At 33.0% G+C, this 25,160-nt stretch carries 22 protein-coding genes and 1 tRNA gene; 7 read left to right on the top strand and 16 right to left on the bottom strand.

Annotated features, from left to right (window positions below):
* Positions 1 to 153: 153 nt before the first annotated feature.
* Together DR871_RS05790 and DR871_RS05785 are read left to right on the top strand one after the other, a co-directional pair.
* A complete protein-coding gene (locus tag DR871_RS05790) occupies positions 154 to 1,062 on the top strand; it encodes a pseudouridine synthase (protein ID WP_113664448.1) in 909 nt (302 codons plus the stop codon).
* Positions 1,063 to 1,146: 84 nt separating this feature from the next.
* Positions 1,147 to 1,509, top strand: a complete 363-nt coding sequence (locus tag DR871_RS05785; protein ID WP_073352809.1) for a nuclear transport factor 2 family protein — start codon at positions 1,147 to 1,149, stop codon at positions 1,507 to 1,509.
* Positions 1,510 to 1,589: 80 nt separating this feature from the next.
* Here DR871_RS05785 and DR871_RS05780 read toward each other — a convergent pair whose 3' ends face one another.
* Positions 1,590 to 3,737 carry a M3 family metallopeptidase gene (locus DR871_RS05780; protein WP_113664449.1) on the bottom strand — a complete coding sequence of 716 codons (2,148 nt, stop codon included), beginning with the start codon at positions 3,735 to 3,737 and terminating at the stop codon, positions 1,590 to 1,592.
* Positions 3,738 to 3,917: 180 nt separating this feature from the next.
* On the opposite strand from DR871_RS05780, the gene DR871_RS05775 reads away from it, so the two are divergent.
* Entirely contained in the window at positions 3,918 to 5,681 is a 1,764-nt protein-coding gene (locus DR871_RS05775; protein WP_113664450.1) for a DUF885 domain-containing protein, read from the top strand.
* Between the two features lie 107 nt (positions 5,682 to 5,788).
* On the opposite strand, the gene DR871_RS05770 is transcribed toward DR871_RS05775, so the two are convergent.
* The gene (locus tag DR871_RS05770; protein ID WP_113664451.1) at positions 5,789 to 6,376 is read right to left on the bottom strand and encodes a DUF937 domain-containing protein; all 588 of its coding nucleotides are present in this window, start codon (positions 6,374 to 6,376) and stop codon (positions 5,789 to 5,791) included.
* Between the two features lie 407 nt (positions 6,377 to 6,783).
* Positions 6,784 to 6,865: transfer RNA gene (locus DR871_RS05765), tRNA-Leu, on the bottom strand.
* Between the two features lie 110 nt (positions 6,866 to 6,975).
* On the opposite strand from DR871_RS05765, the gene DR871_RS05760 reads away from it, so the two are divergent.
* Positions 6,976 to 8,364 carry a dipeptidase gene (locus DR871_RS05760; RefSeq protein WP_113664452.1) on the top strand — a complete coding sequence of 463 codons (1,389 nt, stop codon included), beginning with the start codon at positions 6,976 to 6,978 and terminating at the stop codon, positions 8,362 to 8,364.
* 1,211 nt (positions 8,365 to 9,575) lie between these two features.
* On the opposite strand, the gene DR871_RS05750 is transcribed toward DR871_RS05760, so the two are convergent.
* From DR871_RS05750 to DR871_RS05720, 6 genes are all read right to left on the bottom strand, one after another.
* Positions 9,576 to 10,481, bottom strand: coding sequence for a clan AA aspartic protease (locus DR871_RS05750; RefSeq protein ID WP_165355309.1), 906 nt, complete (start codon positions 10,479 to 10,481; stop codon positions 9,576 to 9,578).
* 15 nt (positions 10,482 to 10,496) lie between these two features.
* The gene (locus tag DR871_RS16525) at positions 10,497 to 11,345 is read right to left on the bottom strand and encodes a carboxypeptidase-like regulatory domain-containing protein (protein WP_242497074.1); all 849 of its coding nucleotides are present in this window, start codon (positions 11,343 to 11,345) and stop codon (positions 10,497 to 10,499) included.
* Positions 11,346 to 11,861: 516 nt separating this feature from the next.
* On the bottom strand, positions 11,862 to 12,299 hold the full coding sequence (locus tag DR871_RS05735) for a hypothetical protein (RefSeq protein ID WP_113664455.1): 438 nt from the start codon (positions 12,297 to 12,299) through the stop codon (positions 11,862 to 11,864).
* Between the two features lie 187 nt (positions 12,300 to 12,486).
* Positions 12,487 to 13,137 carry a DUF6624 domain-containing protein gene (locus DR871_RS05730; RefSeq protein ID WP_113664456.1) on the bottom strand — a complete coding sequence of 217 codons (651 nt, stop codon included), beginning with the start codon at positions 13,135 to 13,137 and terminating at the stop codon, positions 12,487 to 12,489.
* Positions 13,138 to 13,608: 471 nt separating this feature from the next.
* Complete coding sequence (locus tag DR871_RS05725; RefSeq protein WP_113664457.1) at positions 13,609 to 14,349, bottom strand: DUF3667 domain-containing protein; 741 nt, start codon at positions 14,347 to 14,349, stop codon at positions 13,609 to 13,611.
* Between the two features lie 434 nt (positions 14,350 to 14,783).
* Positions 14,784 to 16,154: a saccharopine dehydrogenase family protein gene (locus DR871_RS05720; protein WP_113664458.1), complete on the bottom strand. Its 1,371-nt coding sequence runs from the start codon at positions 16,152 to 16,154 to the stop codon at positions 14,784 to 14,786.
* 181 nt (positions 16,155 to 16,335) lie between these two features.
* Here DR871_RS05720 and DR871_RS05715 point away from each other — a divergent pair, with 181 nt between their 5' ends.
* From DR871_RS05715 to DR871_RS05705, 3 genes are all read left to right on the top strand, one after another.
* Positions 16,336 to 16,728, top strand: coding sequence for a DUF423 domain-containing protein (locus tag DR871_RS05715; protein ID WP_113664459.1), 393 nt, complete (start codon positions 16,336 to 16,338; stop codon positions 16,726 to 16,728).
* A 74-nt stretch (positions 16,729 to 16,802) separates the two neighbouring features.
* Complete coding sequence (gene pckA / locus DR871_RS05710; protein WP_113664460.1) at positions 16,803 to 18,404, top strand: phosphoenolpyruvate carboxykinase (ATP); 1,602 nt, start codon at positions 16,803 to 16,805, stop codon at positions 18,402 to 18,404.
* 166 nt (positions 18,405 to 18,570) lie between these two features.
* A complete protein-coding gene (locus DR871_RS05705) occupies positions 18,571 to 19,671 on the top strand; it encodes a DUF4407 domain-containing protein (RefSeq protein WP_113664461.1) in 1,101 nt (366 codons plus the stop codon).
* Between the two features lie 70 nt (positions 19,672 to 19,741).
* On the opposite strand, the gene DR871_RS05700 is transcribed toward DR871_RS05705, so the two are convergent.
* From DR871_RS05700 to DR871_RS05670, 7 genes are all read right to left on the bottom strand, one after another.
* Positions 19,742 to 20,452, bottom strand: coding sequence for a PH domain-containing protein (locus tag DR871_RS05700; RefSeq protein WP_113664462.1), 711 nt, complete (start codon positions 20,450 to 20,452; stop codon positions 19,742 to 19,744).
* Between the two features lie 588 nt (positions 20,453 to 21,040).
* Positions 21,041 to 21,331, bottom strand: a complete 291-nt coding sequence (locus DR871_RS05695; protein WP_113664463.1) for an STAS domain-containing protein — start codon at positions 21,329 to 21,331, stop codon at positions 21,041 to 21,043.
* A 177-nt stretch (positions 21,332 to 21,508) separates the two neighbouring features.
* Positions 21,509 to 21,856, bottom strand: coding sequence for a hypothetical protein (locus DR871_RS05690; RefSeq protein ID WP_113664464.1), 348 nt, complete (start codon positions 21,854 to 21,856; stop codon positions 21,509 to 21,511).
* A 107-nt stretch (positions 21,857 to 21,963) separates the two neighbouring features.
* Positions 21,964 to 22,671 carry a LytR/AlgR family response regulator transcription factor gene (locus DR871_RS05685; protein WP_113664465.1) on the bottom strand — a complete coding sequence of 236 codons (708 nt, stop codon included), beginning with the start codon at positions 22,669 to 22,671 and terminating at the stop codon, positions 21,964 to 21,966.
* A 13-nt stretch (positions 22,672 to 22,684) separates the two neighbouring features.
* On the bottom strand, positions 22,685 to 23,002 hold the full coding sequence (locus tag DR871_RS05680) for an Hpt domain-containing protein (RefSeq protein WP_113664466.1): 318 nt from the start codon (positions 23,000 to 23,002) through the stop codon (positions 22,685 to 22,687).
* Positions 22,989 to 24,026: a sensor histidine kinase gene (locus DR871_RS05675; protein WP_113664467.1), complete on the bottom strand. Its 1,038-nt coding sequence runs from the start codon at positions 24,024 to 24,026 to the stop codon at positions 22,989 to 22,991. The genes DR871_RS05680 and DR871_RS05675 overlap by 14 nt, the downstream gene beginning before the upstream one ends.
* Entirely contained in the window at positions 24,026 to 25,159 is a 1,134-nt protein-coding gene (locus tag DR871_RS05670) for an FIST signal transduction protein (protein ID WP_113664468.1), read from the bottom strand. The genes DR871_RS05675 and DR871_RS05670 overlap by 1 nt, the downstream gene beginning before the upstream one ends.
* Between the last annotated feature and the right edge of the window lies 1 nt (position 25,160).

Genomic DNA, 25,160 nt, shown 5'->3' with positions numbered 1-25,160 from the left:
TAAAAGATTGAAACGATAGCGGGAAATAGGTCCAAAAAACCACACTAAAATATATTAATTGGCTTATTAACTAGACAGTTAGCGTTTTTATAATTGGTGGTTATTGATTGTCAAGTATATAAATAGTATCTTTGCACAAATTATTGGAATATTATGAATAACAAGGAAGGCAATAATAAGAAAAGTGGTCCAAGAGCACCTAGCTCAAGACCAAGTTCGAATAAGCCAAAACCTGCCATGCAGAAGCGCGCTCAAGGGCCGAAAAAAGTTAAAGTAAATACTAAAGTTGCCGATATCGCTACTGATAAAGTAGAGAAAAAACCAAATCAAGCACCAAAGAGACCGAAAGTAAAAGACGAAATTCGTTTGAATAAATATATCGCTAATTCTGGTGCGTGTTCGCGTCGTGATGCGGATATTTATATTCAATCTGGGACGGTAAAAGTAAACGGAATTCCTGTTACCGAAATGGGATATATGGTAAAACCAGGTGATGTTGTGAATTTTGACGGGGCTACTTTGACACCGGAGAAAAAAGTATACATCTTACTGAACAAACCTAAAAACTTTACTACTGCGATGGACGAAGGTCAGGAATATCGTAATGTATTAGAACTGGTTAAAGGTTCTACGACTGCAAAAATTGGTGCAGTGGGAAGAATGGACAAGAATACAACTGGTTTGTTATTGTTCACGAATGATACGGATATGATTCGTAAATTTACATTACCAAGTCAAAAATCATCTAAAATTTACCAAGTTTCACTTGATAAAAACTTGAAATTTGAGGATTTAGAAAAAATAAATAAAGGGTTGACTCTTGACGGACACCGCGTTTTTGTGGAAGATGTAAGTTACATTGAAGGCGAAGCGAAAAGTGAAATTGGATTGCAATTGCGTTCAGCTAACGTAAAAGTAGTTCGTTCTATTTTTGAGCACTTTAGTTATGATGTATTGCGTATTGACAGAGTTTCTTTTGCTGGTTTGACCAAAAAGAATTTACCAAGAGGAAACTGGAGATTGCTTACTGACCAAGAAATTATCAATTTGAAGAACGTTTAATATTTCTTTGAAATTATACAATGAAATCCCATCCGTTTATACGGAATGGGATTTTTTTAATTAAAAATTCAATCCTAAATAAGTATGACACCAGAAAAATTACAATCAATTGCTTTTAAATGGTTTGAAACTTTCAACAATAAAGAATTAGAAAAATTATTGTCTTTATATGATGAAGATGCCGTTCATTTTAGTCCAAAACTAAAAATGTACAAACCGGAAAGTAACGGTTTTGTTACCGGTAAAGAAGCCTTGCGAGAATGGTGGAAAGATGCTTTTGAGCGTTTACCAAGCTTGAATTACAAGGTAAAATCACTTACCGCCAATGGCGACCGCGTTTTCATGGAATATATAAGAACAGTTACCGGTGAAGAAGATTTGCTGGTAGCCGAAGTATTGGACATCAGAGAAGACAAAATAATTGCTTCCCGAGTGTATCACGGATAAAAACCGATTTTGATTAGAAACAAAAAACCCTACGACAATTTATTTATGTCGTAGGGTTTTTATTTTAGAAGAAAATATACTTATCCTTTAATTTTTTTAAGCGGCTCCGCTTTTTTGTCCAGACCACGTTTTCTCAACAGCGGTTCGATACTTGGCTCGGCACCACGGAAACGTTTGTACAAAACCATAGGGTCTTCGGTTCCTCCTTTTTCCAAAACATTCTCACGGAATAATTTTGCTTTTTCAGGATTGAACAAAGTAGTTGTTTTGAAGGCTTCAAAAGCATCCGTATCTAAAACACCTGACCAGATATAGCTGTAATATCCAGAAGAATATCCTCCTGAGAATATATGGCTGAAATACGTACTGCGGTATCTTGGAATAATAGATGAAATTAAACCAATTTTAGTCATTGCTGCTTTTTCGAAAGCGTTTGCATCAACAGTAATATCTTTGGTTTGAGAATGGTATTCTAAATCCAATAAAGACGCAGCAAGATATTCTGTTGTGGTAAAACCTTGGTCGAAAGTACCCGCTTTCTTCAATTTATTCACTAACGTTTCTGGAATTACTTGGCCAGTTTTATAATGCTTTGCATACATTTTTAAAACTTCTGGTTCAGCCGCCCAATTCTCCATAATTTGAGAAGGAAGTTCTACGAAATCTCTTGGAACACTTGTACCAGCTAAACTTTTGTACGTCACATTCGACAATAATCCGTGTAAAGAATGTCCAAATTCATGAAAGAAAGTGGTCACTTCATCAAAAGTCAAAAGTGCAGGAGCGGTTGCTGATGGTTTTGTAAAATTACAAACGATAGAAACTACTGGAGCAACACGTTTTCCATCCACCGTTTTCTGACTTCTGTATGAGGTCATCCAAGCACCACCACGTTTCGATTCACGCGGATGAAAATCCATGTACAAAACACCCAGATGTGTACCATCTTTTTCTAAAACCTCCCAAACGGTTGCGTCTTCGTGGTATTTTGGAACATTAGTCAACTCTTTGAATTGAATTCCGTATAATTTTTCAGTTACTTGAAAAACACCTTTTCGAACATTATCTAAACTGAAATAGGGTTTCAATTCTTCTTCGTCAAGATCAAAACGTTCTTTTCTGATTTTCTCCGTGTAATATCTCCAGTCGTAGGGTTGTACCGCACCTTTAATTCCTTCTTTAACCATCATTTTCTGAATATCTGCGGCTTCCGTTTTAGCTATTTCCAATGCTGGTTTCCACAAATCATTCAACAGCTTGTTTACATTTTCCGGTGTTTTAGCCATCGATTCTTCCAAAACATAATTAGAATGCGATTTATAGCCTAACAATCTCGCTTTTTGCCCACGAAGATTTGCTAAATCTATTGCATTCTTCTTATTATCAAAAGCATCATCATGGTTGCCTCTAGTTTGGTAGGCATTCCAAATTTGCTTGCGCAATTCCCTATTAGAACTGTATTGCAAAAACGGCATTACGCTGGAATTAGAAAGGGTGAAAACCCATTTTCCTTCTTTGCCTTTTGCTTTAGCATCAACAGCGGCAGCATCAATTAATCCTTGTGGCAATCCGGCTAAATCTTTTTTATTATCAATAACCAACTGGTATGAATTAGTCTCCGCCAAAATATTCTGACCATACTTTAAACTAGTTAGCGAAAGATCTCCGTTTATTTTACGCAATATTTCTTTGTCAGCATTGGATAAATTGGCTCCACTTCTAACGAAATCTTTGTACGCATTATCTAAAATTTTGGACTGTTCTAAATTTAAGCCTAATGATTCTTTTTTGTCCCAAAGCGTTTTTACTTTTGCGAATAATTTCTCGTTCAAGTAAATATTATCTCTGTGAGCCGAAAGATTTGGCGCCATTTCTTTAGCAATGTTTTGAATCTCTTTATTGGTATTAGCCGAATTCAGATTAGAAAAAACCGTATTCACATTCGACAATAATTCCCCTGCATTTTCCATGGCAAGAATCGTATTCTCAAAAGTAGACGGCTGCGTATTATTTGCAATAGCATTAATCTCCGCTTGATGTTTACTGATTCCTTCTAAAATAGCGGGTTTAAAATGTTCATTTTTAATTTTGTCGAAAGGCGGCACATTAAACGGCGTGTCGTAAGCTTGAAAAAATGGATTCATAGTTGTGTTTTCTTTTTTTTCTTGTGCTTCAATTGTTAGCATATTCCCAATGACTAACAAAATGAAAAAGGATTTTTTTCTCATTTAGGTGTGATTAATTAGAATAGTAAATTTAGCCGAAATCTATTTAAAACAAGAACTACAACGGCGCCTTAACTAAATTTTATGACAAACAAAAACACTTTTATAAACGAAAAATTATTCTGACATTATAAATTGAAAAAAAATCAATAAATTAGCTCGATCTATTACCAAATATACATTATGAGAAAAATAACCACTATTTTACTTTCCGTAACCACATCATTATTGCTGGTTAACTGTAAATCCGAAGATAAAAAACAAGACTTCAGCAGTCTGACGAAAAACTATTTTGACGACAAAAATGCCATGAGTCCCTTGGATGCGACTCAAAGTGGTCAAAACCAATACAACGATCAGTTGCAGTTTGAAATGACAGACAGTTTCAGAAAATCGCAAGCAGCTTTCTTTGACAAATACCAATCTGCACTACAAAATATCACTGTCGAAGATTTATCAGAAGAAGAAAAAAACAGTTACGAAATCATCAAATGGGAAGTTGAGATTGGTAAAGATTTACTAAAACAACCTACAAATTTGCTTCCTGTTCATCAATTTTGGGGAACGCATCTGACTATGGGGCAATTTGCAGGCGGAACCGGAGCACAACCGTTTAAAACTGAAAAAGACTATACCAATTTCCTAAAAAGAATGGATAAATATGCTGTTTGGATTGATTCAGCGATGGTCTACATGAAAAAAGGAATGGCAAAAGGTGTTGTGTTACCAAAATCGTTAACGGTAAAACTGATTCCACAATTTGCAGAAATGGCTTCGCCAAATATTGAAGACAATCTATTTTACTCTTCAATAAAACTAATGCCTGCTTCTTTCCCTGACAGCATAAAAGAAGATTTAACAGCAAAATACACAGCGACAATCAATACCAAACTGATTCCGCAATACAAGAAAATGGCTGATTTCCTGAATAAAGAATATCTTCCTGCTTCTAGAGCAACCAGCGGAATAGGAAGTCTGCCTTTTGGAAAAGAGTTATATGCAACCTATGTAAAACAATGGACTACTACCGAAATGACTCCCGAGAAAATTCATGAATTGGGATTAAAAGAAGTAGCGCGATTGAATGCCGAAATGGAAAAGGTAAAAAACCAAGTAGGCTTCAAAGGCACATTATTAGAATTCTTTGAGGAAGTTCGAAATAAAAAGGAGTTAAAACCTTTCTCCAAACCAGAGGAGGTGATTGCTAATTTCCAAAGCATTTATACGCGCATCAAACCGAATGTAGATAAATTATTCGCACTCCAACCCAAAACAAATTTTGAAATCAGACGAACGGAAGCTTTTAGAGAAAAAACAGCCAGTGCTGAGTACAATCAAGGAACTGCTGACGGCACGCGCCCCGGTATTTTCTATGTTCCAATTCCTGATGTAGCGAATTATAATATGTATGGTGATGAAGATTTGTTTTTGCATGAAGCGATTCCAGGACATCACTTTCAAATATCATTACAACAAGAAAACGAAAGTTTGCCTGATTTCAGAAAATTCAATTGGTTTGGCGCTTACGGCGAAGGTTGGGCTTTGTACACGGAAAGCTTAGGAAAAGAACTTGGATTGTATCAAGATCCGTATCAGTATTTTGGAATGTTGGGCAATGAAATGCACCGTGCGGTTCGATTAGTTGTTGATACCGGATTACACTCAAAAGGCTGGACCAGAGAGCAAGCGATTAAATATTCGTTAGCAAATGAAGCTGAAAGTGAAGCGAGTATTATTCCTGAAATAGAGCGTTATATGGCGATTCCAGGACAAGCTTTATCGTATAAAATTGGTCAGTTAAAAATCATGGAGCTACGCAAAAAAGCGGAAACTAAAATGGGTACCAAATTTGATATTAAAAAATTCCATGAAAAGGTATTGGAATCCGGAGTAATGCCATTAGCATTATTGGAAAAGAAAATTAATGCTTGGATAGAAAACAAGTAATTTTCATTTATCGATAGGTATAAAAAAAGCTTCTCAATTGAGAAGCTTTTTTTATATAACACACTTAATATCAATAAATTGAAGTAAAAAATAAAACGCTATTACTTTTACCCTAGAAAAAAACTATAAATATTTGATGCAAAATTTCGTTTACTTTTTTCTTGTACAATTTCGACAGTAGAAACACCAAGAAGAAGTCGGATTCCTTCCGGCATAGTGCTCATAATCATTCTCTTTTGTTCATTTATAAGCAATTGAAGACTTTTGAAATTTTGATTTTGATTTTTCAGATAGGAACAAACAAACATTACTGAAAAATTTAATATAGCAGAAGCAGTTTCACTTTTAACACCAATTTCATTTGAAATCATTTCTGAAATCCTTTCTTTTTTATTCGAAAAAATTAAGTTTAATGGTTTAAAACCTTCTTTATTAAAGGAACTATTTATGACTACTATTTTTGTAGCTTCAATTTTAAAATCAAGATAAAACTCAGAATTGGCAATATACTCCATCAGTTCATCATAAAGATTTTTATCATCAAACTTATTATTCAATCCTATCAAGATAGTAGAAATACTTGTTTCTATAGATTTTTTCATCAGCACTTCACTCTCATTGTACTCCCTACTCAGTTTTGAAACTAGAAATGGTGAAATAAAACCTCTTAATTGATTATGTAAATATGCAACCATAGACAAACCTTGTTTAATTAATTTAAAATACCGACTAAATGTTATTTTTCACCGTTCAAGTGTTAAATTTATAAAAAATAATACTGATTTTTAATAAAAATGGTATATATTTTACAAATTGTAGGTTTTAAACAGAAACAAGTATAAGATAAATAGTTTTTATCTTACAATGGAAATTTTGCAGAATTGATAATAAAAACACAAATCAACACAACATATTATTCGATACATTTTACCTTAAAACAAATTCAAAAAACGCTTTTGATTTCATTATTGCTAACAAAAAGAAAGTAATCAAACATAAATTATCTAAGCCTGAATCACTTTATAACTAATTATTCAGAGAATTAATAATCTAAAACAAAAAACCCTTTAAACGTTAGAATAACGATTAAAGGGTTTTAAAGTGCGGATAATAGGACTCGAACCTACACGCCTTGCGGCACCAGATCCTAAGTCTGGCATGTCTACCAATTTCACCATATCCGCGTGTAATTGTGGGTGCAAAGATACACTTAACTTCCAATTTTCAAAACAATTTTGATAAAAATTATTCATACTCTTTTTTGTACTTTTGAAATATAAACAAAATTCAAATAATGGAAAATATTAAAGCATACGTTCAAGAACACAAAGATCGCTTTATCAATGAGTTAATCGAATTATTAAAAATCCCATCCGTAAGTGCTGACACCGCTTATTCTCACGATGTTTTTGAAACAGCTGATGCCGTAAAAGCCAGTTTAGAAAAAGCAGGCTGTGATTTTGTTGAAATTTGTGATACTCCAGGGTATCCAATCGTATATGGTGAAAAAATTATAGACCCAACATTACCCACCGTTTTAGTCTACGGACATTATGATGTGCAACCACCAGATCCAATTGAATTATGGACTTCTCCACCTTTTGAACCCGTAATCAAGAAAACCGAAATTCACCCCGACGGCGCCATTTTTGCCCGTGGATCTTGTGATGACAAAGGCCAAATGTACATGCACGTAAAAGCATTAGAATATATGGTGCAATCCAATACTTTGCCTTGCAACGTAAAATTCATGATTGAAGGCGAAGAGGAAATTGGCTCTAAAAGTTTGAGTTGGTTCGTAGAACGCAATCAGGAAAAACTAAAAAATGATGTGATTTTAATTTCGGATACCGGAATGATCTCTAATCAGCAGCCGTCAATTACAACAGGATTACGTGGATTAAGTTATGTAGAAGTAGAAGTTACAGGACCAAACCGCGATTTACATTCTGGATTGTATGGAGGTGCTGTTGCCAATCCTATCAACGTGCTGTCTAAAATGATTGCTTCGCTTCATGATGAAAACAACCACATTACCATTCCCGGTTTCTACGATAATGTAGCAGAATTATCCTTGGAAGAAAGAGCTGAAATGGCTAAAGCGCCTTTCAGTTTAGAAAACTACAAAAAAGCATTAGACCTTAATGACGTTTATGGCGAAAAAGGCTATGTAACGAACGAAAGAAACTCCATTCGTCCTACATTGGATGTCAACGGAATCTGGGGTGGTTACACCGGAGAAGGTGCCAAAACAGTTATTGCAAGCAAAGCTTTCGCTAAAATATCGATGCGTTTGGTACCAAATCAAGACTGGGAACAAATCACCGAATTGTTTACCAAACACTTCACAAGCCTTGCTCCTGCCGGCGTTAGCGTAAAAGTAAAACCACATCATGGCGGACAAGGTTACGTAACCCCAATAGACAGCATTGGCTACAAAGCCGCAAACATGGCGTATACGGAAACCTTTGGCGTTCCTGCAATTCCGGTGCGTTCCGGTGGAAGTATTCCTATCGTAGCGTTGTTCGAAAAAGAACTAAAAAGCAAAACTATTCTAATGGGATTTGGTCTGGACAGCGATGCCATTCACTCGCCAAACGAACACTTCGGGATCTTCAATTACCTCAAAGGAATTGAAACCATTCCGTTGTTTTACAAATATTTTGTGGAGTTATCAAAATAAATTCCTTTCCTTAAATACTAAATCCGCTCTAAACAGGGCGGATTTTTTTTGGGGCGTTCCTTTGTTGCATAAAATCCTTCTTAAAAAACACAATTCTTCAAGCAACAAGGTCAGGCTGTTCGTTCTCAATCATTTTAGCCGCCTAAAAAAGGCGCCTAAAAAGGATTTCCACTTCCATCCTTAACGCAAACCCTCGAAGATTTCTTAATTGATCCAATCAAGAGAATCTGCGAATTTGCGGCGAATTTTCAAAGCGGCTCTCACGGATGCGCATTAAATTTCTCAGTTTGATAAAGCAATTTTTTTTGGCTTTTTTTTTACAAATTGAGGTTGCTCAGAATGCATCTGAGGCTTTAGCCTAACTGCGTATTAATTCTACACCATCAACTAAATATGGTACAGATCCTATGAATCTGAAACCTAAGTTCTTCTCTTAAAAGCAAAATTTCCTGCTAAATATAAATGTTAATTTACTACAAAATTTTCAATCTTGCCATGCCTGTTAGCGTTAGTACATCTTGTTATTATTATCCTGAATTTCAATAAAAATTGAAGATTGTATTAAGACCTTTTGTTAGAAAAAAACAAATACCAATTATTAGTAAATTTATTAAAGCTCTAAAAATCCATTTCCGATTGGATAAGTTGTAGTTAATTCCTTTTGAAATCACAACGCAAATCCCCATTAAAAGAAACCAAACTGCAAAAAAAAGTGAAATTTCACCTCTTATTACAGTCGTAACTAAATCGTGAATGAGTCCACAAAAAACAAATGTCAACACTAAAGAAAATCCAGAAGGAAATATTTTTTTTAACGGTCGAAATACTTTTGTTCCCAAATAATAGCCGAAAATTGGGTTCCAGAAATTCCAAAAAGTTGAAAAATTATTTGCACCAAGCGACCTTTCTAAATTATTACGAAGCGAGTTAGGATGTCCAATTGGAACGCCATTTCTCTTCTTTATATATTCGGATAATTTCATTTAGTGTTATTCTCTTCCGGTTTTTAATTGATTGTTTCTTGGCACTCGTCAAGTTGATGACTTCACTTTGTGTTTTTTTATTTCCTGAATTTTTATTGCATGCTAACTTACGGGCCGGCGCTAAGCGAGGTTAAGAACTTCGTAACCGAGATTTTCTATTGTCGCTAAATTAATTTCGAAACGAAAACGTTAATTAACCACTAAATTCGCGATCTCGCAAAACCGCTGCTATATTCCGTTTTTCTTCTCATCTCTATAATTTTCGTTATAAAACTTATTCGGTTTCATATAAACAACAGTATTTTGAAAATCGAGAAATATATTAAATCTTTTCAAAATTTCATTACCTAAAATATGGACGTTTTTATTTTTTAACGGTTTTTGCGCATTTGTTATTTGAACTGGAATATTTTTAAGTTTATAATTTCCAATTTTCAAGATTTTCAAATTAGAAGTAATTACTGGTATTTCATTTCCCTGAGCACCTTTCATCATTACTTTTTTGATAACCTTCATTTTGTTAGTTGGAAAATTAACTTCCTTTAATAAATCATTATCTAACATTAGAGTTCTATCAAAACCAGTATCAAAGAGATAAAGATCTTTATTTGCAATTCCATTTTCCTTAATTTCACTCGAAACAAAAAACAAATCTTTCCAGAATTCCATTTTGAGTACAGTGAATTTGCTATCTAATGTTGCGTATTTAGGTAATTCAGAATGAATAATCATAGAATTATTGTCATAATTGAGTTCTACAACTTTTCCTTTAAAAAAGTCCCAGCCAAATCTACCATCTGTTCCATGTCCTGCTAATTCAGCGTCGTAAACTTTAGTTTTGTAGATTGTTTTTCCGATTTTTAAATTATAAAATTTGCTGTAAAGTTCAGTAGTAGATTTAAGCTTATTCTTTAAAATATCATTTATTAAAACGAGTTCAGTTGTTCCTGTATCAAAATTTAAGTTTAAAGTGTCGTTTTCGTTGAAAATAGCTTTTACAGAAATGGTATTATGCTCGTTTATTGTTAGTGCAATTGTGTCTCTTATTTCTAATTTCTGAGCAGAACCGTTTATAGAAATAAGTATAATAGCAAGTAAAAAGGTTAGTTTCATTTTTTTGTATTTATAATTCAATCCTTGCGAATAGTTTTATTTTGAATATTCTTTCACTCTTAAATGAATACCAACTCCTATATTCATAGCTAATTTTTTACTTTCCCATGCAAGATTAATATTATCTCTAGAAACAAAAGGACCACTGAAAACAGTTGAAGAAAATCTAATGATATTAAATTCATTTGCATTAGCGCCATTGTTCTCGTAGTCAATCCATTCTACTGCTACTAAAAAATCTTCTTCAAATGATAGATACTGTTCCGATAGGTCTACCTTAACCATACCGCTTTTAGTGATTTTAACAACATTATCTATTCCATTTTCTTTTATTAAATTAATAGCATCATTTTCAATTCTATAAAAATTGATTCTAAAAGTTACAGATTTGTATTCTAAGTCAGGAATATTAAACTGAACATTTTTTAAATGATAAACTTTATTCTTTTTTACAGTAATTATTTTACCTATTTCTGTACCTAAATTTTTTGAATTAAAGTAAGTTACAGTATTGTCAGTTTCTGTTTTAGTTCCAACAATTTTTTCTTTAAATTTTCTTTTTAAATTTGAAACGACTACTTCTTTTAAACTCTCAATCTTACTAATGAGTTGAATTTCGTTTGTTTTTAAAGGGATTTTAATTGTCTTTTTTTCAAAATTCAAATGTGAAAAAATTATTGCATCATTTTCTTTTATAGATGGATTTTCAATAAAAAAGTCACCATTCAAATTGCTTACTGTTCCAATAGATTTTTCTTTAACCGATATATTGACGTAGGGAATTCCTTTTCCGTATTGGTCTACACATTTTCCTTTTATTTGAGCAAAAGTTGAAGAAGCTAAAAGCGAACAAGCTAATAATAGAAATTTAGTGTATGTTTTCATTCTTTTGATAAGTTTACTTTATGACGAATAAACTTTATATTTGTTACAATACATCATTGAATTCTCCCTTAATTCATAAAATGGCATATAACTAGTACATAAGCAAAGTAAACCTTCGAATACATTAACAAACATGCATAAATAATCTAAAGTTTGTTTGGCTTTGGGTCTTCTAAATATATTAAAATTTTCTTACTATTTAAAAAAATCAGCAACTGAAAACCGGGCTCGCGTGAAGGATGGCAGCGAAAATCCTTTGTGTTTTTTCTTTAAAAACACAAAGATTGTAGTGTACAGCCTGACCCGAAGTTGCGAGGAGGAACGACGAAGCAATTTGCAGGGTCACGCCCAAAAAACAGTTTTCCAAAAAAAAGAGGACATTAAATCCTCTTATAATTCTCTCTCAAAATTTTAGAAAAACTCCATACTGTTAACGAACTTGCGATCTGTTCAGTTCAACTGGAGTTTCATTGTTCGTGCTGCGCAAGTAACTCTAGCTGTTATCTACAGCTTTTTTTATGCATGCCAAAATTTTTTCCAATTCTCCATATTCTTATTTAGGCTTTCGATTGTCGAAAATAAAATATTATCCTTGATATGAACTTCAAGTCCATTAATGATAATTATTTCTTCATTGTCAATATTTGTAACATTACAACAAATTTCTTCTTTCCAGTTGTCTTTCCAGATTTCTGAAAGTATAAAATGAGCAATAACTCCTTTATTTTTATTGTCTAATACTTTTATCAATTCTGGCGTAGCTTTTTTTCCAATTGCTACAATACTGTTTGCTAAATCTCCATGAATTCTTGGCGACATTGTTTTCACTAAAACTATGTAGGCATCTTTATTATTAATATTTTGAATCAAAGAATCTAAATTTTTCTTTTGAGCAATACTCAAATTAAAAGTGAAGAAAAATAGTGTAGAAGTGATACTTAAAAATTTTTTCATTTTGTCGTTTTTATTTTTTCCAATTTTTCTAAAGTTGCAGATAATATTTTGCAGCTTACATAAGTGGCGGACTACGGAAGCCTAAAATTTCCGCTAAACACTCACTTTACAAGTACAAAACCAACTTTAAATTAAGCCCAAAACCCGCCATTTCTGCAAACTGCCGATGCGTGCTCGTTATTTATTTTTAATTGTATAAGTTTGGTTTTGCTATTCCTTTTTTTGCAAAGTATTCTTTATTCATTTCAAAATGCATTTCTGTCATTTGGTTTAAATAATCTTTTAACGGTTTTAATCCATATTCAATTCTTCTTTTATCAATATTCAAACTATCAATTAAACCAATTTTTGGTTTCGCTTGTCCGTTTAACCTATAATCAACTTGAGTTGCAAAATTTTGTTTTTCTCCACTGTTTACATTTACTCTATCAAGTAATAAAGCATAATTATCTGGGTTCGCATTTCCTTTTTTTAACTCTTTTTTCATTGATTTCAAAACATTCCTCTGAAATTCAGGAAACTTATCACTATGCTGAACTAAAATCCAAAAAACATTGCATGCATTTTTCCCAATTTCATTAATTCCTAAATATCCATATTTTTTAAATAAATATTCGACTCTATTTTTGTTTTTTGTGAAAACACTGTCTTTAAATTTATGCCAGTTTTCTAATGGATAATTTTTAAATTCTCCATTTGGTTTCCCTGCTTGCGCAATTTGGTCAATTTTATACATTTCTGTAAATTCTGTTTTCAGATTTTCAGATTCAGTTTTACTCAATTTAGTTGTTGAACAACTCAAAATTAAAAAAGTAAATATTATAATTATTTTTTTCATTTCTAAATTTAGATTTTTTCCGGAATTTTGGTTTTAACTAACACACAACTTGCATGTAAGCGAAGGTTTGTTTCGCTTTGCGTTTTTCAAATATATTAAAATTTTCTTACAATTTAGTAAAATAAATAGCGTGTCATTGGAATACGTTGCGTGAGGGATGGTCCCGAAGTTTCGGGAAAAATCCTTTATGTTTTTTCTTTAAAAACATAAAGATTGCAGCGCACAGCCCGACCCGAAGTTGCCAGGAGGAACGACGAAGCAATTTGCAGGGTCACGCCCGAAAAACAGTTCCCCAAAAAAAAGAGGACACTAAATCCTCTTAATATTCTCTCTTACAATTTTACTAATACTCCATAGTACCTGCCAGTGACCGGTTCTTCCGCAAAAAACGGGACAAGCTGTTCAACCGAAGCTTCATTGTTCGTGTTACCTTTGCAACTCCAGCTTTAGCGGTAGTACTTTTTTATTTCGTTAATTAAAATATTTAAGTCCTATTGTGTTTAAGATATTGTTAGTTATTTGCTTTGTCAATAAATACAAAATAGCAATAATAATTACTCGTATGATTAATTGATATTTTTTCAGACCAAAGACAGAAAAATATTGATAATAAAAAATTATAATATACAAAAATGTTAGAGCTGCAGCAAAATAGTTTACACCTACAAGAAAATCTTTGTTATCGGTAAAAATCATAGAGCTGAATAGTACAAAACTAATTATTAATGTTCCACATAACATATATAGGTTGAGGACTACGTTTTCTGCATAATTTTGTTTACTCTTTTTAAAAAACAAATTACTCAAAATAGATATGATTGGTATATGTAGAAATACTGTAAATTTTGAATAATCTTTTAACACTTTTAAAAGACCTTCTACTGTTTTTTTATCATCATATAATCCTGACGCATCTATTTTCGTCCATTTTTTAATAAAATAGCCTATTGTCATTAAAAGAATTATGGTTGCAAAATAGTTAAAGTGTTTTACTCTTTTTCCTTGCACATATTCTCTAATACTGTGTCCTGGTCTGGTAAAGAGTTCTTTTATGGTATAGAAAAAGCCTTTGTCAAAATGAAATATTCCGTGAATAAAATCGTGTTGAAAAACGTGCGATAAGGAAAATCGATGTGTCGATGTTGCTTGGCTGCAATTACTACAAAATTTGTCTATAATTTCTTTATTGCAATTTAAGCAGTTATTTGTCATTGGTCCGTTTTAATATTTTGTCAATTTATGTCTTCTTTTCTTGTCTTCTGTTGCGTCTGCGATGGTTTTACCGCTAAATTGTATATAAGCGAAAAACCTTCGTATACACACCCAAACATGGGTAGATAAGCGAAGGTTTGTTTCGCTTTGCGTTTTCCAAATATATTAAAATTTTCTTACAATTTAGTAAAATAAACGGCGTGTTATTAGAATGCGTTGCGTGAGGGATGGCAGCGAAAATCCTTTATGTTTTTTCTTTAAAAACATAAAGATTGCAGCGAACAGCCCGACCCGAAGTTGCGAGGAGGAACGACGAAGCAATTTGCAGGGTCACGCCCATACTTCGGCTACGCTCAGCATAAAGAAAGAATTTTAAAAAACAAATCCGCTTCAAGAGGAGCGGATTTATCAAACTAAAAATCTAAAAAAAACTACTAACTAAACTCTTTATCCGGATTGTATCCTAAATACGGCATGGACTGTTCCTTGAAAACAACACCATATTCTTCTAATTCTTTCAAAATAGGCTCATAAACTTCCTTACGAATAGGCAATTGCACTCCCGGAGTCGTGATTTTGCCATTCAAGATTAATAAGGTCGCCATTGCAACGGGTAAACCCACTGTTTTTGCCATGGCTGTATAGGTTTGATCGTCGCCAATGCAAACCATTTTGGAATCTATTTGTTCTTTTTTGCCATATATTTCGTATCCAAATTTGTGATACATGACAATCATATCTTTATCATCTTGCTGAAGCGTCCAACTATCTGTCAATATTTTTTCCAGAATTTGTGCCGGAGTGGCATTTTTCAAACCTACTTTCTTGTTTGGATTGAACAAATCAAGTTCCAATAATTTGTCCCACATGATGTCATCTTGGTCAATTTTCAGAATCAAACGGGTCTTGATTTCTACAGAATCCGTGGGATGATATGGCAGGAAAGAATTCACAAATTCTCTGTAACTCATGTTCTCTGAATCCTCCATAACGTAACTGTCATCCGTCATTCCTAATTGCACAAACATATTCCAAGCTTTCGAGAAACCTACTCTACGAATCGTTCCTCTGTATAACGTAAGCACATTATCTAAACCATACACACTGCGATATTTCAACGAATCGCGATTCGAATAACCTTCAAATCGACCATATCCTTCCACTTGCAAGAACTCGGTTCTGCGAAACAAATTACAGTACGGAATGTATTTATAAGTCCCTTCCTGAATAAACTTGGCAGCGCCACCCTGACCCGCAAGAACTACATTGCGTGGTGCCCAGGTAAATTTATAATTCCAAAGATTAGTATCGGATTCCGGAGCTACAAGCCCGCCACAAAAGGATTCGAATAAAATCATCTCACCGCCTTTTTCCTTAATCTCATCAATCACTTTCATCGCACTCATGTGGTCAATGCCTGGATCAAGTCCAATTTCATTCATGAAAATCAGATTATTTTCCTTTGCGGCAGCATCCAATTCCTGCATCGCATCACTCACGTAGGAAGCGGTAACTAAGTGTTTTTTATAAATAATACAATCTTTGGCCACTTGAATATGCAAATGAGCCGGCAACATCGAGATAACAATATCAGCAATTTGCACGGCTTTTTTTCTTTGATCTTCATCAAAAATATCTAAGGCAATTGCCGTTGCATTGGGGTGATTGTTTGTCTTTTTTTGGGCTAAAGCCAAAGACAAATCACCAATAACAAGATGCAGATTCTCTTTTTCAGATTTATTTAAAAGATACTGAATCAAAGATGAAGCTGATCTTCCTGCCCCAATGATTAAAATTGTTCTCATTCTTTATATATTTATAACACAAACATACAAAAATGTTGTATTTATAACAAATAGAAGTAAAATATTTTATACGGGTTCTTGAAAATTAATCTACAATACATCAATAGATGGAAAAAGTAACCCAGAAAACATTTTCAATTTAAGTACGGATAAGATACTTTTGTAGTAAAATAAAACCAACATGGACAAAAAGATACTTTCAACAGGAGCAATTTTAGGAATGATTGCAATAATTCTTGGTGCTTTTGGCGCGCATGCCCTAAAAAAAGTACTGTCTATCGAACAATTATCGACTTTTGAAACCGGTGTACGCTATCAAATGTACCATGCATTGTTTTTATTGTTTTTAGGACTACTGAAAGACGTTCCTCAAAAAACAAAAAAAACCATCTATTTTTTGGTTCTTTTTGGGGTAATTTTATTCTCTGGATCCATTTATCTGTTAGCTACAAATGATCTTACTTCTTTTGATTTTAAAATTATAGGATTCGTTACTCCTATTGGCGGACTCCTATTAATACTGGGCTGGGGCGTTTTATTATTGAATATTATGAATAAAAAATCACAAAATTAGAAGAATCAAACGCTAACTGAAATATAATTTCTACTTTTGCAGTCTATAAAAAGTAACTACACAATAATAAATTTATGGACAATAACACGCTTTTCTCGCAATCGATTTCGTTAAAAGAATTAGGAATTGAAAATGCCAAAATTCATTACCAGTTATCCCCTGAAGAATTACAAGATATAACTATAAAAACAGGTCAAGGAATTGAGACTTCTACTGGAGCATTAGCAGTGAATACAGGAGAGTATACGGGTCGATCGCCGCAAGACCGTTATATCGTAAAAGACAGTATTAGTGAAAATCAAGTTTGGTGGGGAAAAGTAAACATCCCATTTGAACCAGCGGCATTTGAAGCTTTATACAACAAGGTTACCGCTTATTTATCAGACAAAGACATTTACGTTAGAGATTCTTATGTATGTTCTGACCCCAATTATAGATTAAATGTTCGTGTGATCACAGAAACTCCTTGGGCAAATTTATTTTGTTACAACATGTTTTTGAGACCTGAAATGGAAGAATTAGCAAATTTCGACCCAGAATGGACTCTTTTATGTGTACCAAGTTTTATGGCAGATCCAGCGGTAGACGGAACACGTCAAAGCAATTTTGCCATTCTTGACTTTACCAGAAAAGTAGTTTTGATAGGTGGAACTGGATATACCGGGGAAATGAAAAAAGGAATTTTTTCTGCTTTGAATTTTATTTTGCCAGTTTTCAAAAATACTTTACCAATGCATTGCAGTGCCAATGTTGGAAAAGATGGTGACACTGCTATTTTCTTTGGATTATCAGGAACTGGAAAAACAACTTTATCTGCTGATCCAGACCGAAAATTAATTGGTGACGATGAACATGGTTGGACAAATGAAAATACGGTTTTCAACTTTGAAGGCGGTTGTTATGCAAAAGTGATTAATCTGTCCGAAGAAAACGAGCCAGACATTTTTAGGGCCATAAAAAAAGGAGCAATCCTTGAAAATGTAATCATCAATAAAGACTCCAATGAAGTAGATTTTGAGGATATTTCCATCACTCAAAATACCCGCGTAAGTTATCCTATTTTTCATATTGATAACATACAACCAGGATCCATTGGGAAAAATCCAAAAAACATATTTTTCTTAACGGCCGATTCATTCGGAATATTACCTCCAATTTCTAAACTTACTCCAGGACAGGCTGCGTATCATTTTATTTCTGGTTACACAGCAAAAGTAGCAGGTACCGAAGCTGGAATTACAGAACCTCAACCTAATTTCTCTGCTTGTTTTGGTGCGCCATTTATGCCATTACACCCAACGAAATATGCTGAAATGTTGAGTAAAAAAATGAAAGATGCCAATGTAAAAGTTTGGTTAATCAATACAGGTTGGACAGGTGGTCCATACGGAATAGGAAGCCGCATGAAATTGAAATACACGCGTGCCATGATTACCGCTGCATTAAACGGAGAATTGGACGATGTTGCTTACGAGAACCACCAAGTTTTTGGAATTGCAAAACCGCAAACCTGTCCAAATGTTCCTAGTGAAATATTGAATCCGAGAAACACGTGGGAAGATCCAGAACTATATGATAAAAAAGCGGTAGAATTAGCTCAAAAATTTAAAGCTAACTTTGCCAAATTTGAAGAATTTGCCAATGCCGAGATTATGGCGGGAGCACCAATCGCATAAGTTAATTATAATTCAAAAAAGAAAGAGAGCTGTTCCTTGTGAGCAGCTCTCTTTTATTTGGTACAAACCGTAACAAAATGCCTTAAATAAATACATATCAATTATTTATACCAAGATTCATTTTTTGGCGTTAAATTTGTAATCATCATTCAAAAAATCATCAATCATGTTAAAACAATTTTTTATCCTTTGTTCCGGAGCTGACAAAGACCTACTTGAAGGCTGTTCCGAAGGCGAACAAACCAAATATGTAGGTATTGGCGCCACCGTTTTCTTTACCGCTGTCATGGCTTTCCTTGCCAGTTCTTATGCATTATTTACTGTCTTTGACAGTATATATCCCGCAATCGCATTTGGTATCGTTTGGAGTTTACTTATTTTTAATCTCGATCGTTTTATTGTTTCCACTATTCGAAAAAGAGACAAAATAGGAAGTGAATTTCTACAGGCAACTCCCCGAATTATTTTGGCAGTGATTATTGCGATAGTTATTTCGAAACCATTAGAAATTAAAATCTTCGAAAAAGAAATTAATACTGTTTTGTTAAAAGAGAAAAATGCTATGGCTTTGAATAATAAAAAAGAAGTGGCTAATTATTTCAAATCGGATTTGGATAAAAATAAAACAGAAATCGATAAATTAAAATCGGAAATCACAAACAAAGAAAAAGAAGTAAACACGCTGTATGAAACCTACATCACAGAAGCTGAAGGAACTGCTGGAACCAAAAAATTAGGCAAAGGTCCCGTTTTTAAAGAAAAAATTGCCAAACATGATTTGGCAAAACAAGAACTGGACACCTTACAAAAAACCAATTTGGCTAAAATTGCCGAAATGGAGAAAAATACCAAAACGCTGCAAACCGATTTAGACAAGAAAGTTAGCGAAACACAACCTATTATTGATGGATTTGATGGTTTAATGGCACGAATCAATGCCTTGGACAAATTACCGTGGCTGCCTTCGTTTTTTATCATGCTCTTGTTTTTAGCTATTGAAACTTCTCCTATTATTGCTAAACTTCTATCTCCAAAAGGAGAATATGATTATAAACTGGAAGATCTGGAAACAGCTTTGAAAGCAACAATCGAACAAGACAAATACCAACGTACTTTATTGGTAAAAACTAGCGCCACGATGCACGACAAAGTCTACGGAGACATTGCTGACGACAAACAGTTATATGATTTACAACGAAAAAACGCTACCGATTTACTAGAATTACAATCTAATAATTTTGTAGAAAAGCAGAAAAGAACTTTATAATAAAAACAAAGCCCGACAACTATCAAGTGTCGGGTTTTTTATTATTTATTCCTTAGCGCTCTAGACGAAACTACATATGACTCAAAATTTCTTTTTTGAAAGCATCATATTCGCCTTGTAAAATTAATCCGTTGTCCAATAATTTTTTATAATTCTGTAATTTTTCAAAAAGTTCGTCTTGCGATAAATCACTCAACGATTTGTCTTTCGGACTTGATGGAACGTCTTCGAATACTTGATTTTCAGCAATAAAATTGGGCTGTGAAACAGGCATTATTTCAGCAAAACTGGTCACTTCTTCTGTTTCCATCTCTTCAATAATCTCTACTTCTTCTATTGGAGAAACTGGAACTTCATCCATCATGGTTGCATTCAATACAGACCCAACTTTTAATATATCCAATTGTTCTTTGGCGTACGTAAAAATCTTTCTCGCTTGAATTTTAGGGATATAATCGATAGAAACTTCCATATTCGTTCTGGTTGTAAAAGAAAACTCAGAACCCAAAATATTTTCTTTCACAAAAGTACCTTCTATTTCGTCCCAAGTGTAATCAATGAAATTCATTGAAAGTCCCAGATTTTTAGGCTGACAAATAATAATTCTTTTATTGGTCAAAACAATACTGTCCGGTAAAACGGTAATTGCTGGTTTTTTTTGAACAGCTATATAACCTATTTCTTCATTTTTCATCAATAAATCACTCAGTTTTGAAGCGATTTTCTCAATAGCCTTTGGGTCTTGTTCTTCGTTTAAAAACTTTTTAAATTGTTCTTTCATATGATAGGCAGAATTTATTTCAGTGCGCGTTTATGTTTTTTTAATCCAACTTTATTGGCAAAAGTAATGCCTAATTTTCTAATTCCTGAATTTCGCTTTGCAATTTCTTTGTTAAACTTTTGAAAACCAAATGAAATCCATAAAAAAAAGAGACTATGCAAATTGCATAATCTCTTTTTAAATAAAAATATTCGTGTTTCCTCTGTGTAATGAACTTACCGACGGTTATTAAATCATTACGCTAATAATATCGAATTATGAACTAACTTTAAAAAATCTAACACCATACTATTTAAAACGACATATTAATAATCATATTTGCAAGTACGCTACGTTTTTTATGGGTACACAAAAAGTAATATTTAGAAGATAAAGTCTGAAAAGTTATTACTGCAAATGGGTGAATAAATAAAAACATGCTTAAAGAGCCAAATTTAACGACTTAAACTGTAATGATTTATGAGATAAAAACTGTTAAACCATTATTTGACAGAAGTAGAATTGCTCTTATTAACTAAACTGAAAATCATTTAATTAGCGTAACTAAATGATTTAAATATGTTAATTATCACACAAAATATGTGGTTATTAAAGGAGAATGTCATGATAATTCAAGACGTTAAACAATTCTTGTACTTTTTTATTTTCTCTGCCAATGATGTAAAATAATATGTCGCACAAATCGGCTTTTTTATGTAAATCCGATAAAATATTAGCTGCATTACAATCTATATCAAGGACTTTATTCAAAGAGAGAACCATTGCATTGGAATGAATCATGAGCGTTTCAAAATGATTTTTTAAAGACTCTCCATTTTGAGAGTTTAACAACCCATTTATTTCATAAACTCCTCCATTATATGTGATTTGAATTGCCATAATTTTTTAACTATACTTGTTAATAAAGGCACAAAGATCATGAGTATTCTTGCGTAGACATCTAATTTTTCGACGAATAGACATTTGCTGCAGGTGAAACATCATCACTTTATACCTGACTCGTATAATGAGAGCCCTTAACCAAAAACAGTATTAAATAATTCATATCTAAATGACTTAATTTGCTAAATTTAATTGATCACAATCAAGACCAATTATTGTTCGAACCTCAACACTATTGGGTAAAAACACTTCATCATCAAGAAACTGTAAAAAAGGCTTTATGACATCATGCCTTACTGCAAGTATAGTTTCATTATCACAGCTTAATTTTTCAGCTTCAGATTTTGTTAAAGGTCCAGCCCAAGTCAAATTGTAACAATATCCAATACCTTTTCTTCTAACAAAAGTTATGTAAACGTCGTTTAGTACTGTCCAACGGTTAGATATTAAATAATATCCTGTGAGTACATCCCCGGAATAATCTAAAAAAATAATGGGTGCATTAAGTAATTTTACTTTCATAGCTAATATTATAAATACCCGGCAAAAATAAGCACAATGACGGTTAAAAGCAATTTTAATCGATGAAGTGTATTTTTTAGATGATTTTGTAATTTAATAGCTATATTTTACAAGACATTTATTCTTTTTAGAAGCTCCGTTTTGTTAGAACGACTTACTGGAATTACATCTTTGGCAATTAAGACACTATTGTCTTTAATATCAATAATTTTTTTAGTGTTGATAATAAAGGATCGATGTACTTTTAAAAATAAATCTTTTGGTAATTTATCTTCTATTTTCTTTAGGGTAGAATGAACTACATAATTTTTGCTCTCGGTTTTTATATGGATATAATCCCCCTTGGCTTCTACAATATTTACAGATGCCATTTCAATTTTTATCAATCTCCGGTCTATGTTGATATAAAACTCATTTGCATTATCCTCAACAATTTGTTTAATTTCTGTTGCTTTGGAAGTGATTTTATAGGCATTTGCTTTTTGAATTGCTTTTTGAAATCGATCTCCAGTAATGGGCTTTACTAAATAATCTACTATGCACTCGTACTCAAAAGCTTCTATAGCAAATTTTTTATCAGAGGTGACTAAAATTATTTTTGGAGGATTTTTTAAACTTTGAATGAAATCAAATCCTGTAAAATCAGGCATATGAATGTCTAAAAAGATTAAATCAACATCATTGTTATTTAAGAATTTTATAGCCTGCATAGCATTCGGAAACTCCTGCATTAGGTTAAGTTCAGGATATACAGTGATCATCTGAGTAATAATAGCTCTTGCCATCTCTTCGTCATCTATAGTAATGCAATTCATACAGTAAGAGGTGTTACAAACGGTTTACAAACTCTTGCATAATTTTCAAAATAGTTTCAAAATCAGCACGGAGACTTGTAGAGTTATTTTTTAGATTAACTTCATATTCTTCAGCAATATAATAACTTTTTTCTAAACCAAGTATAGATATTTTATGTTTTAGTTTATGAACTGATTGCGCAGCCTCGACAAAAATAGTGTTTGCCATTTGTTCTGAATAGCCATTTATTTCTTCGGGAAGTTCCTTTTTAAGAATACCAATTAATTTAGCTCTGAATTCAAGATTATCTCCTGAGAGATCGTTGATGTAGGTTAGATTAGGCTGCTCCATTTTCTTTGGGTATCGTAAAATGAAAAGTTGTTCCTATATTTTCTTGGCTTTCCAGCCAAATGGTACCATTGTAAAAGTCAATAATTTTTTTCACAATAGAAAGTCCAATCCCTGAAGACGGGTCATTATTTTCTAATTTAGAGAAAATATCAAAAATTCTAGTCTGGTACTGTTCTGGAATACCAATTCCGTTGTCTTTTACATAAAAACTAATTTCCGTATCACTTTCTAAATTTCCAATTTCGACAGTAATATTTTCTTTATCATTGTACTTTATGGCGTTCTGTATTAAGTTTTGAAATAGCTGTTTATATCTAAAGTCATTTCCAAATACTTTGGGCAGGTGATTCTTAATTTTGATTTTGACGTGTTCAGAAATATGTATGGTTCTTAAAGTTTCCTCTATCAAAATATTTAAATCAATTATTCTGTCTTGATTTTCTTTATTATCAATAGCAGTATAGTTTAGGATTCCTTTAATTAAAAAATCCATTTTCTCCACATTAGAAAGAATTAAATTCAATGATTTCAAGTTAGTTTCATTCATCATTGCCTGATTATCTTCAATAAACCAGTTTATCAATGTATCAATGCTCCGCAAAGGTGCTTTTAAATCATGGGAAACCATATGAGCATATTCATTTAAAACCTGATTTTGTTTTTCAAGATTCAAAAGTAATTCCTCTCTTTGCTTATTGATTTTGATAATTTCTACTGATTGTTGCTTAATATATTCTGACGAATTAAAGGAATCAACATTTGATGTAATTGCTACATCCAGACTCATAGAATTAAGAATAAACTGCAAATTTTTATTGACTTCTTTTAAACTCCCCGCTTCATCTCTTAATTTTTGATTGGCTTCAAAAAGTTCATCAGAACTAATTTTCATTGCTCTATGCAGTAAGCCTATCTGATTTTCAAAATTGTTATAGGAATCATCAATCGCCGCTAGAAAGATATCTAAATCGTTCAGTCCGCCTTTAAGTTTTTTGTCTATTTGTCTTTTTAATAATGAATTCATTACTCGCTAATTAGGGTTAACGTCATTGTTTGATTATGAAGTTCACAAGAAGTACTTTCATTAAAAGGTGCCATCTCCCCGTATGAGTAAAATCCAGTCATTGGAATTTTTTCTCCAATAGTCTCACGAACATGCTCAACTTCTTCTTCTATTCTTTGGTTCATCACTAGTCTTCTGCCTATACAACTTACTAAGATGGCTAATTCCGGATCGGCTTTACGATTTTTCATCGCAAATTCAGCAGCAATTTGTGCTCCAGTTGCAATTCCGTCTACAGATGCCATCATTAACTGCACTCTTGCGTTCATTGGCACATCACCCGCTAAAATCATGAACTGATCATCATTGTTAATGTTCAAAATAGTTCGAACGACAGGTTCCTTTTTACCTTCCGGAGTTACATTTAAAGGATATAACAAGGAAGCTTGAGGCAATTCACTGGCTTTATCTCCCAAGTATTTTTTATACAAATCAAGTGCTGGCTGCCCATCAATTTCATAAAGAATATTTGCCTCTGATTTTGTAATAATTCTTTCTGGTCCAAATGGAATCCAACCACCAAAACTTGCGTAAGATATCTCTAACGTATCTCCATAAAAACCAATTAAAATCACTTCTCCTTCTTTAGGATTTTCTTTGTACGAAGCAACTGTTTTTTCGAATCGTGCATCATCGCCGCACATTCCGCCAGTTATAGAAACTTCCAGATCAATATCATTTTCTAAACCTTTTATTAAAGAGCTTCCATTTACAAAACTACCCTCGGACAAAACAAATAAGTGTTTTAAGTTCTCTTTAGGAATTTTATTATATAGCGTTTTGCCTAGTGTTTGGGCATCTTTGCCGTAGTCTAAAATATTTTCCCGTTTCACTACAAAAGAGCTTTTTTCAAACTCTATTGCTGTCACTGAAATAGAATTATCAAATACGTTGCAGGAAACAATTTCCCCCGCTGTTGATCCAAAAACTAAATGTTCATAGGGAAATTCTTTTCGGATACTCTCTATTACAGCATCATCCTCCAAAAGCAATCTATTGGCGAACACTAAAACCAACGGATTTTTTAATGTTACTTTTTTTTGTAAATAGTTCCAACCTTGATTTTCCACTTTTGAAGCCTGAATAATTTTCATA

The sequence above is a fragment of the Flavobacterium petrolei genome (assembly GCF_003314435.2).
GTDB classification, from domain to species: Bacteria; Bacteroidota; Bacteroidia; order Flavobacteriales; family Flavobacteriaceae; genus Flavobacterium; species Flavobacterium petrolei.
Note: the sequence above shows the minus strand (reverse complement) of the source record. Positions and strands in the feature narration are given on the sequence as shown.

Excerpts from the sequence above, each read along its gene's own strand:
- DR871_RS05775 (WP_113664450.1), top strand. The coding sequence starts at position 3,918 with ATGAGAAAAATAACCACTATTTTACTTTCCGTAACCACATCATTATTG.
- DR871_RS16525 (WP_242497074.1), bottom strand. The coding sequence starts at position 11,345 with ATGAAAACATACACTAAATTTCTATTATTAGCTTGTTCGCTTTTAGCT.
- DR871_RS05785 (WP_073352809.1), top strand. The coding sequence starts at position 1,147 with ATGACACCAGAAAAATTACAATCAATTGCTTTTAAATGGTTTGAAACT.
- DR871_RS05670 (WP_113664468.1), bottom strand. The coding sequence starts at position 25,159 with ATGAAAATTATTCAGGCTTCAAAAGTGGAAAATCAAGGTTGGAACTAT.
- DR871_RS05705 (WP_113664461.1), top strand. The coding sequence starts at position 18,571 with ATGTTAAAACAATTTTTTATCCTTTGTTCCGGAGCTGACAAAGACCTA.
- DR871_RS05695 (WP_113664463.1), bottom strand. The coding sequence starts at position 21,331 with ATGGCAATTCAAATCACATATAATGGAGGAGTTTATGAAATAAATGGG.
- DR871_RS05780 (WP_113664449.1), bottom strand. The coding sequence starts at position 3,737 with ATGAGAAAAAAATCCTTTTTCATTTTGTTAGTCATTGGGAATATGCTA.
- DR871_RS05730 (WP_113664456.1), bottom strand. The coding sequence starts at position 13,137 with ATGAAAAAAATAATTATAATATTTACTTTTTTAATTTTGAGTTGTTCA.
- DR871_RS05725 (WP_113664457.1), bottom strand. The coding sequence starts at position 14,349 with ATGACAAATAACTGCTTAAATTGCAATAAAGAAATTATAGACAAATTT.
- DR871_RS05720 (WP_113664458.1), bottom strand. The coding sequence starts at position 16,154 with ATGAGAACAATTTTAATCATTGGGGCAGGAAGATCAGCTTCATCTTTG.
- DR871_RS05760 (WP_113664452.1), top strand. The coding sequence starts at position 6,976 with ATGGAAAATATTAAAGCATACGTTCAAGAACACAAAGATCGCTTTATC.
- DR871_RS05770 (WP_113664451.1), bottom strand. The coding sequence starts at position 6,376 with ATGGTTGCATATTTACATAATCAATTAAGAGGTTTTATTTCACCATTT.
- DR871_RS05735 (WP_113664455.1), bottom strand. The coding sequence starts at position 12,299 with ATGAAAAAATTTTTAAGTATCACTTCTACACTATTTTTCTTCACTTTT.
- DR871_RS05700 (WP_113664462.1), bottom strand. The coding sequence starts at position 20,452 with ATGAAAGAACAATTTAAAAAGTTTTTAAACGAAGAACAAGACCCAAAG.
- DR871_RS05675 (WP_113664467.1), bottom strand. The coding sequence starts at position 24,026 with ATGAATTCATTATTAAAAAGACAAATAGACAAAAAACTTAAAGGCGGA.
- DR871_RS05680 (WP_113664466.1), bottom strand. The coding sequence starts at position 23,002 with ATGGAGCAGCCTAATCTAACCTACATCAACGATCTCTCAGGAGATAAT.
- DR871_RS05685 (WP_113664465.1), bottom strand. The coding sequence starts at position 22,671 with ATGAATTGCATTACTATAGATGACGAAGAGATGGCAAGAGCTATTATT.
- DR871_RS05690 (WP_113664464.1), bottom strand. The coding sequence starts at position 21,856 with ATGAAAGTAAAATTACTTAATGCACCCATTATTTTTTTAGATTATTCC.
- pckA (WP_113664460.1), top strand. The coding sequence starts at position 16,803 with ATGGACAATAACACGCTTTTCTCGCAATCGATTTCGTTAAAAGAATTA.
- DR871_RS05790 (WP_113664448.1), top strand. The coding sequence starts at position 154 with ATGAATAACAAGGAAGGCAATAATAAGAAAAGTGGTCCAAGAGCACCT.
- DR871_RS05715 (WP_113664459.1), top strand. The coding sequence starts at position 16,336 with ATGGACAAAAAGATACTTTCAACAGGAGCAATTTTAGGAATGATTGCA.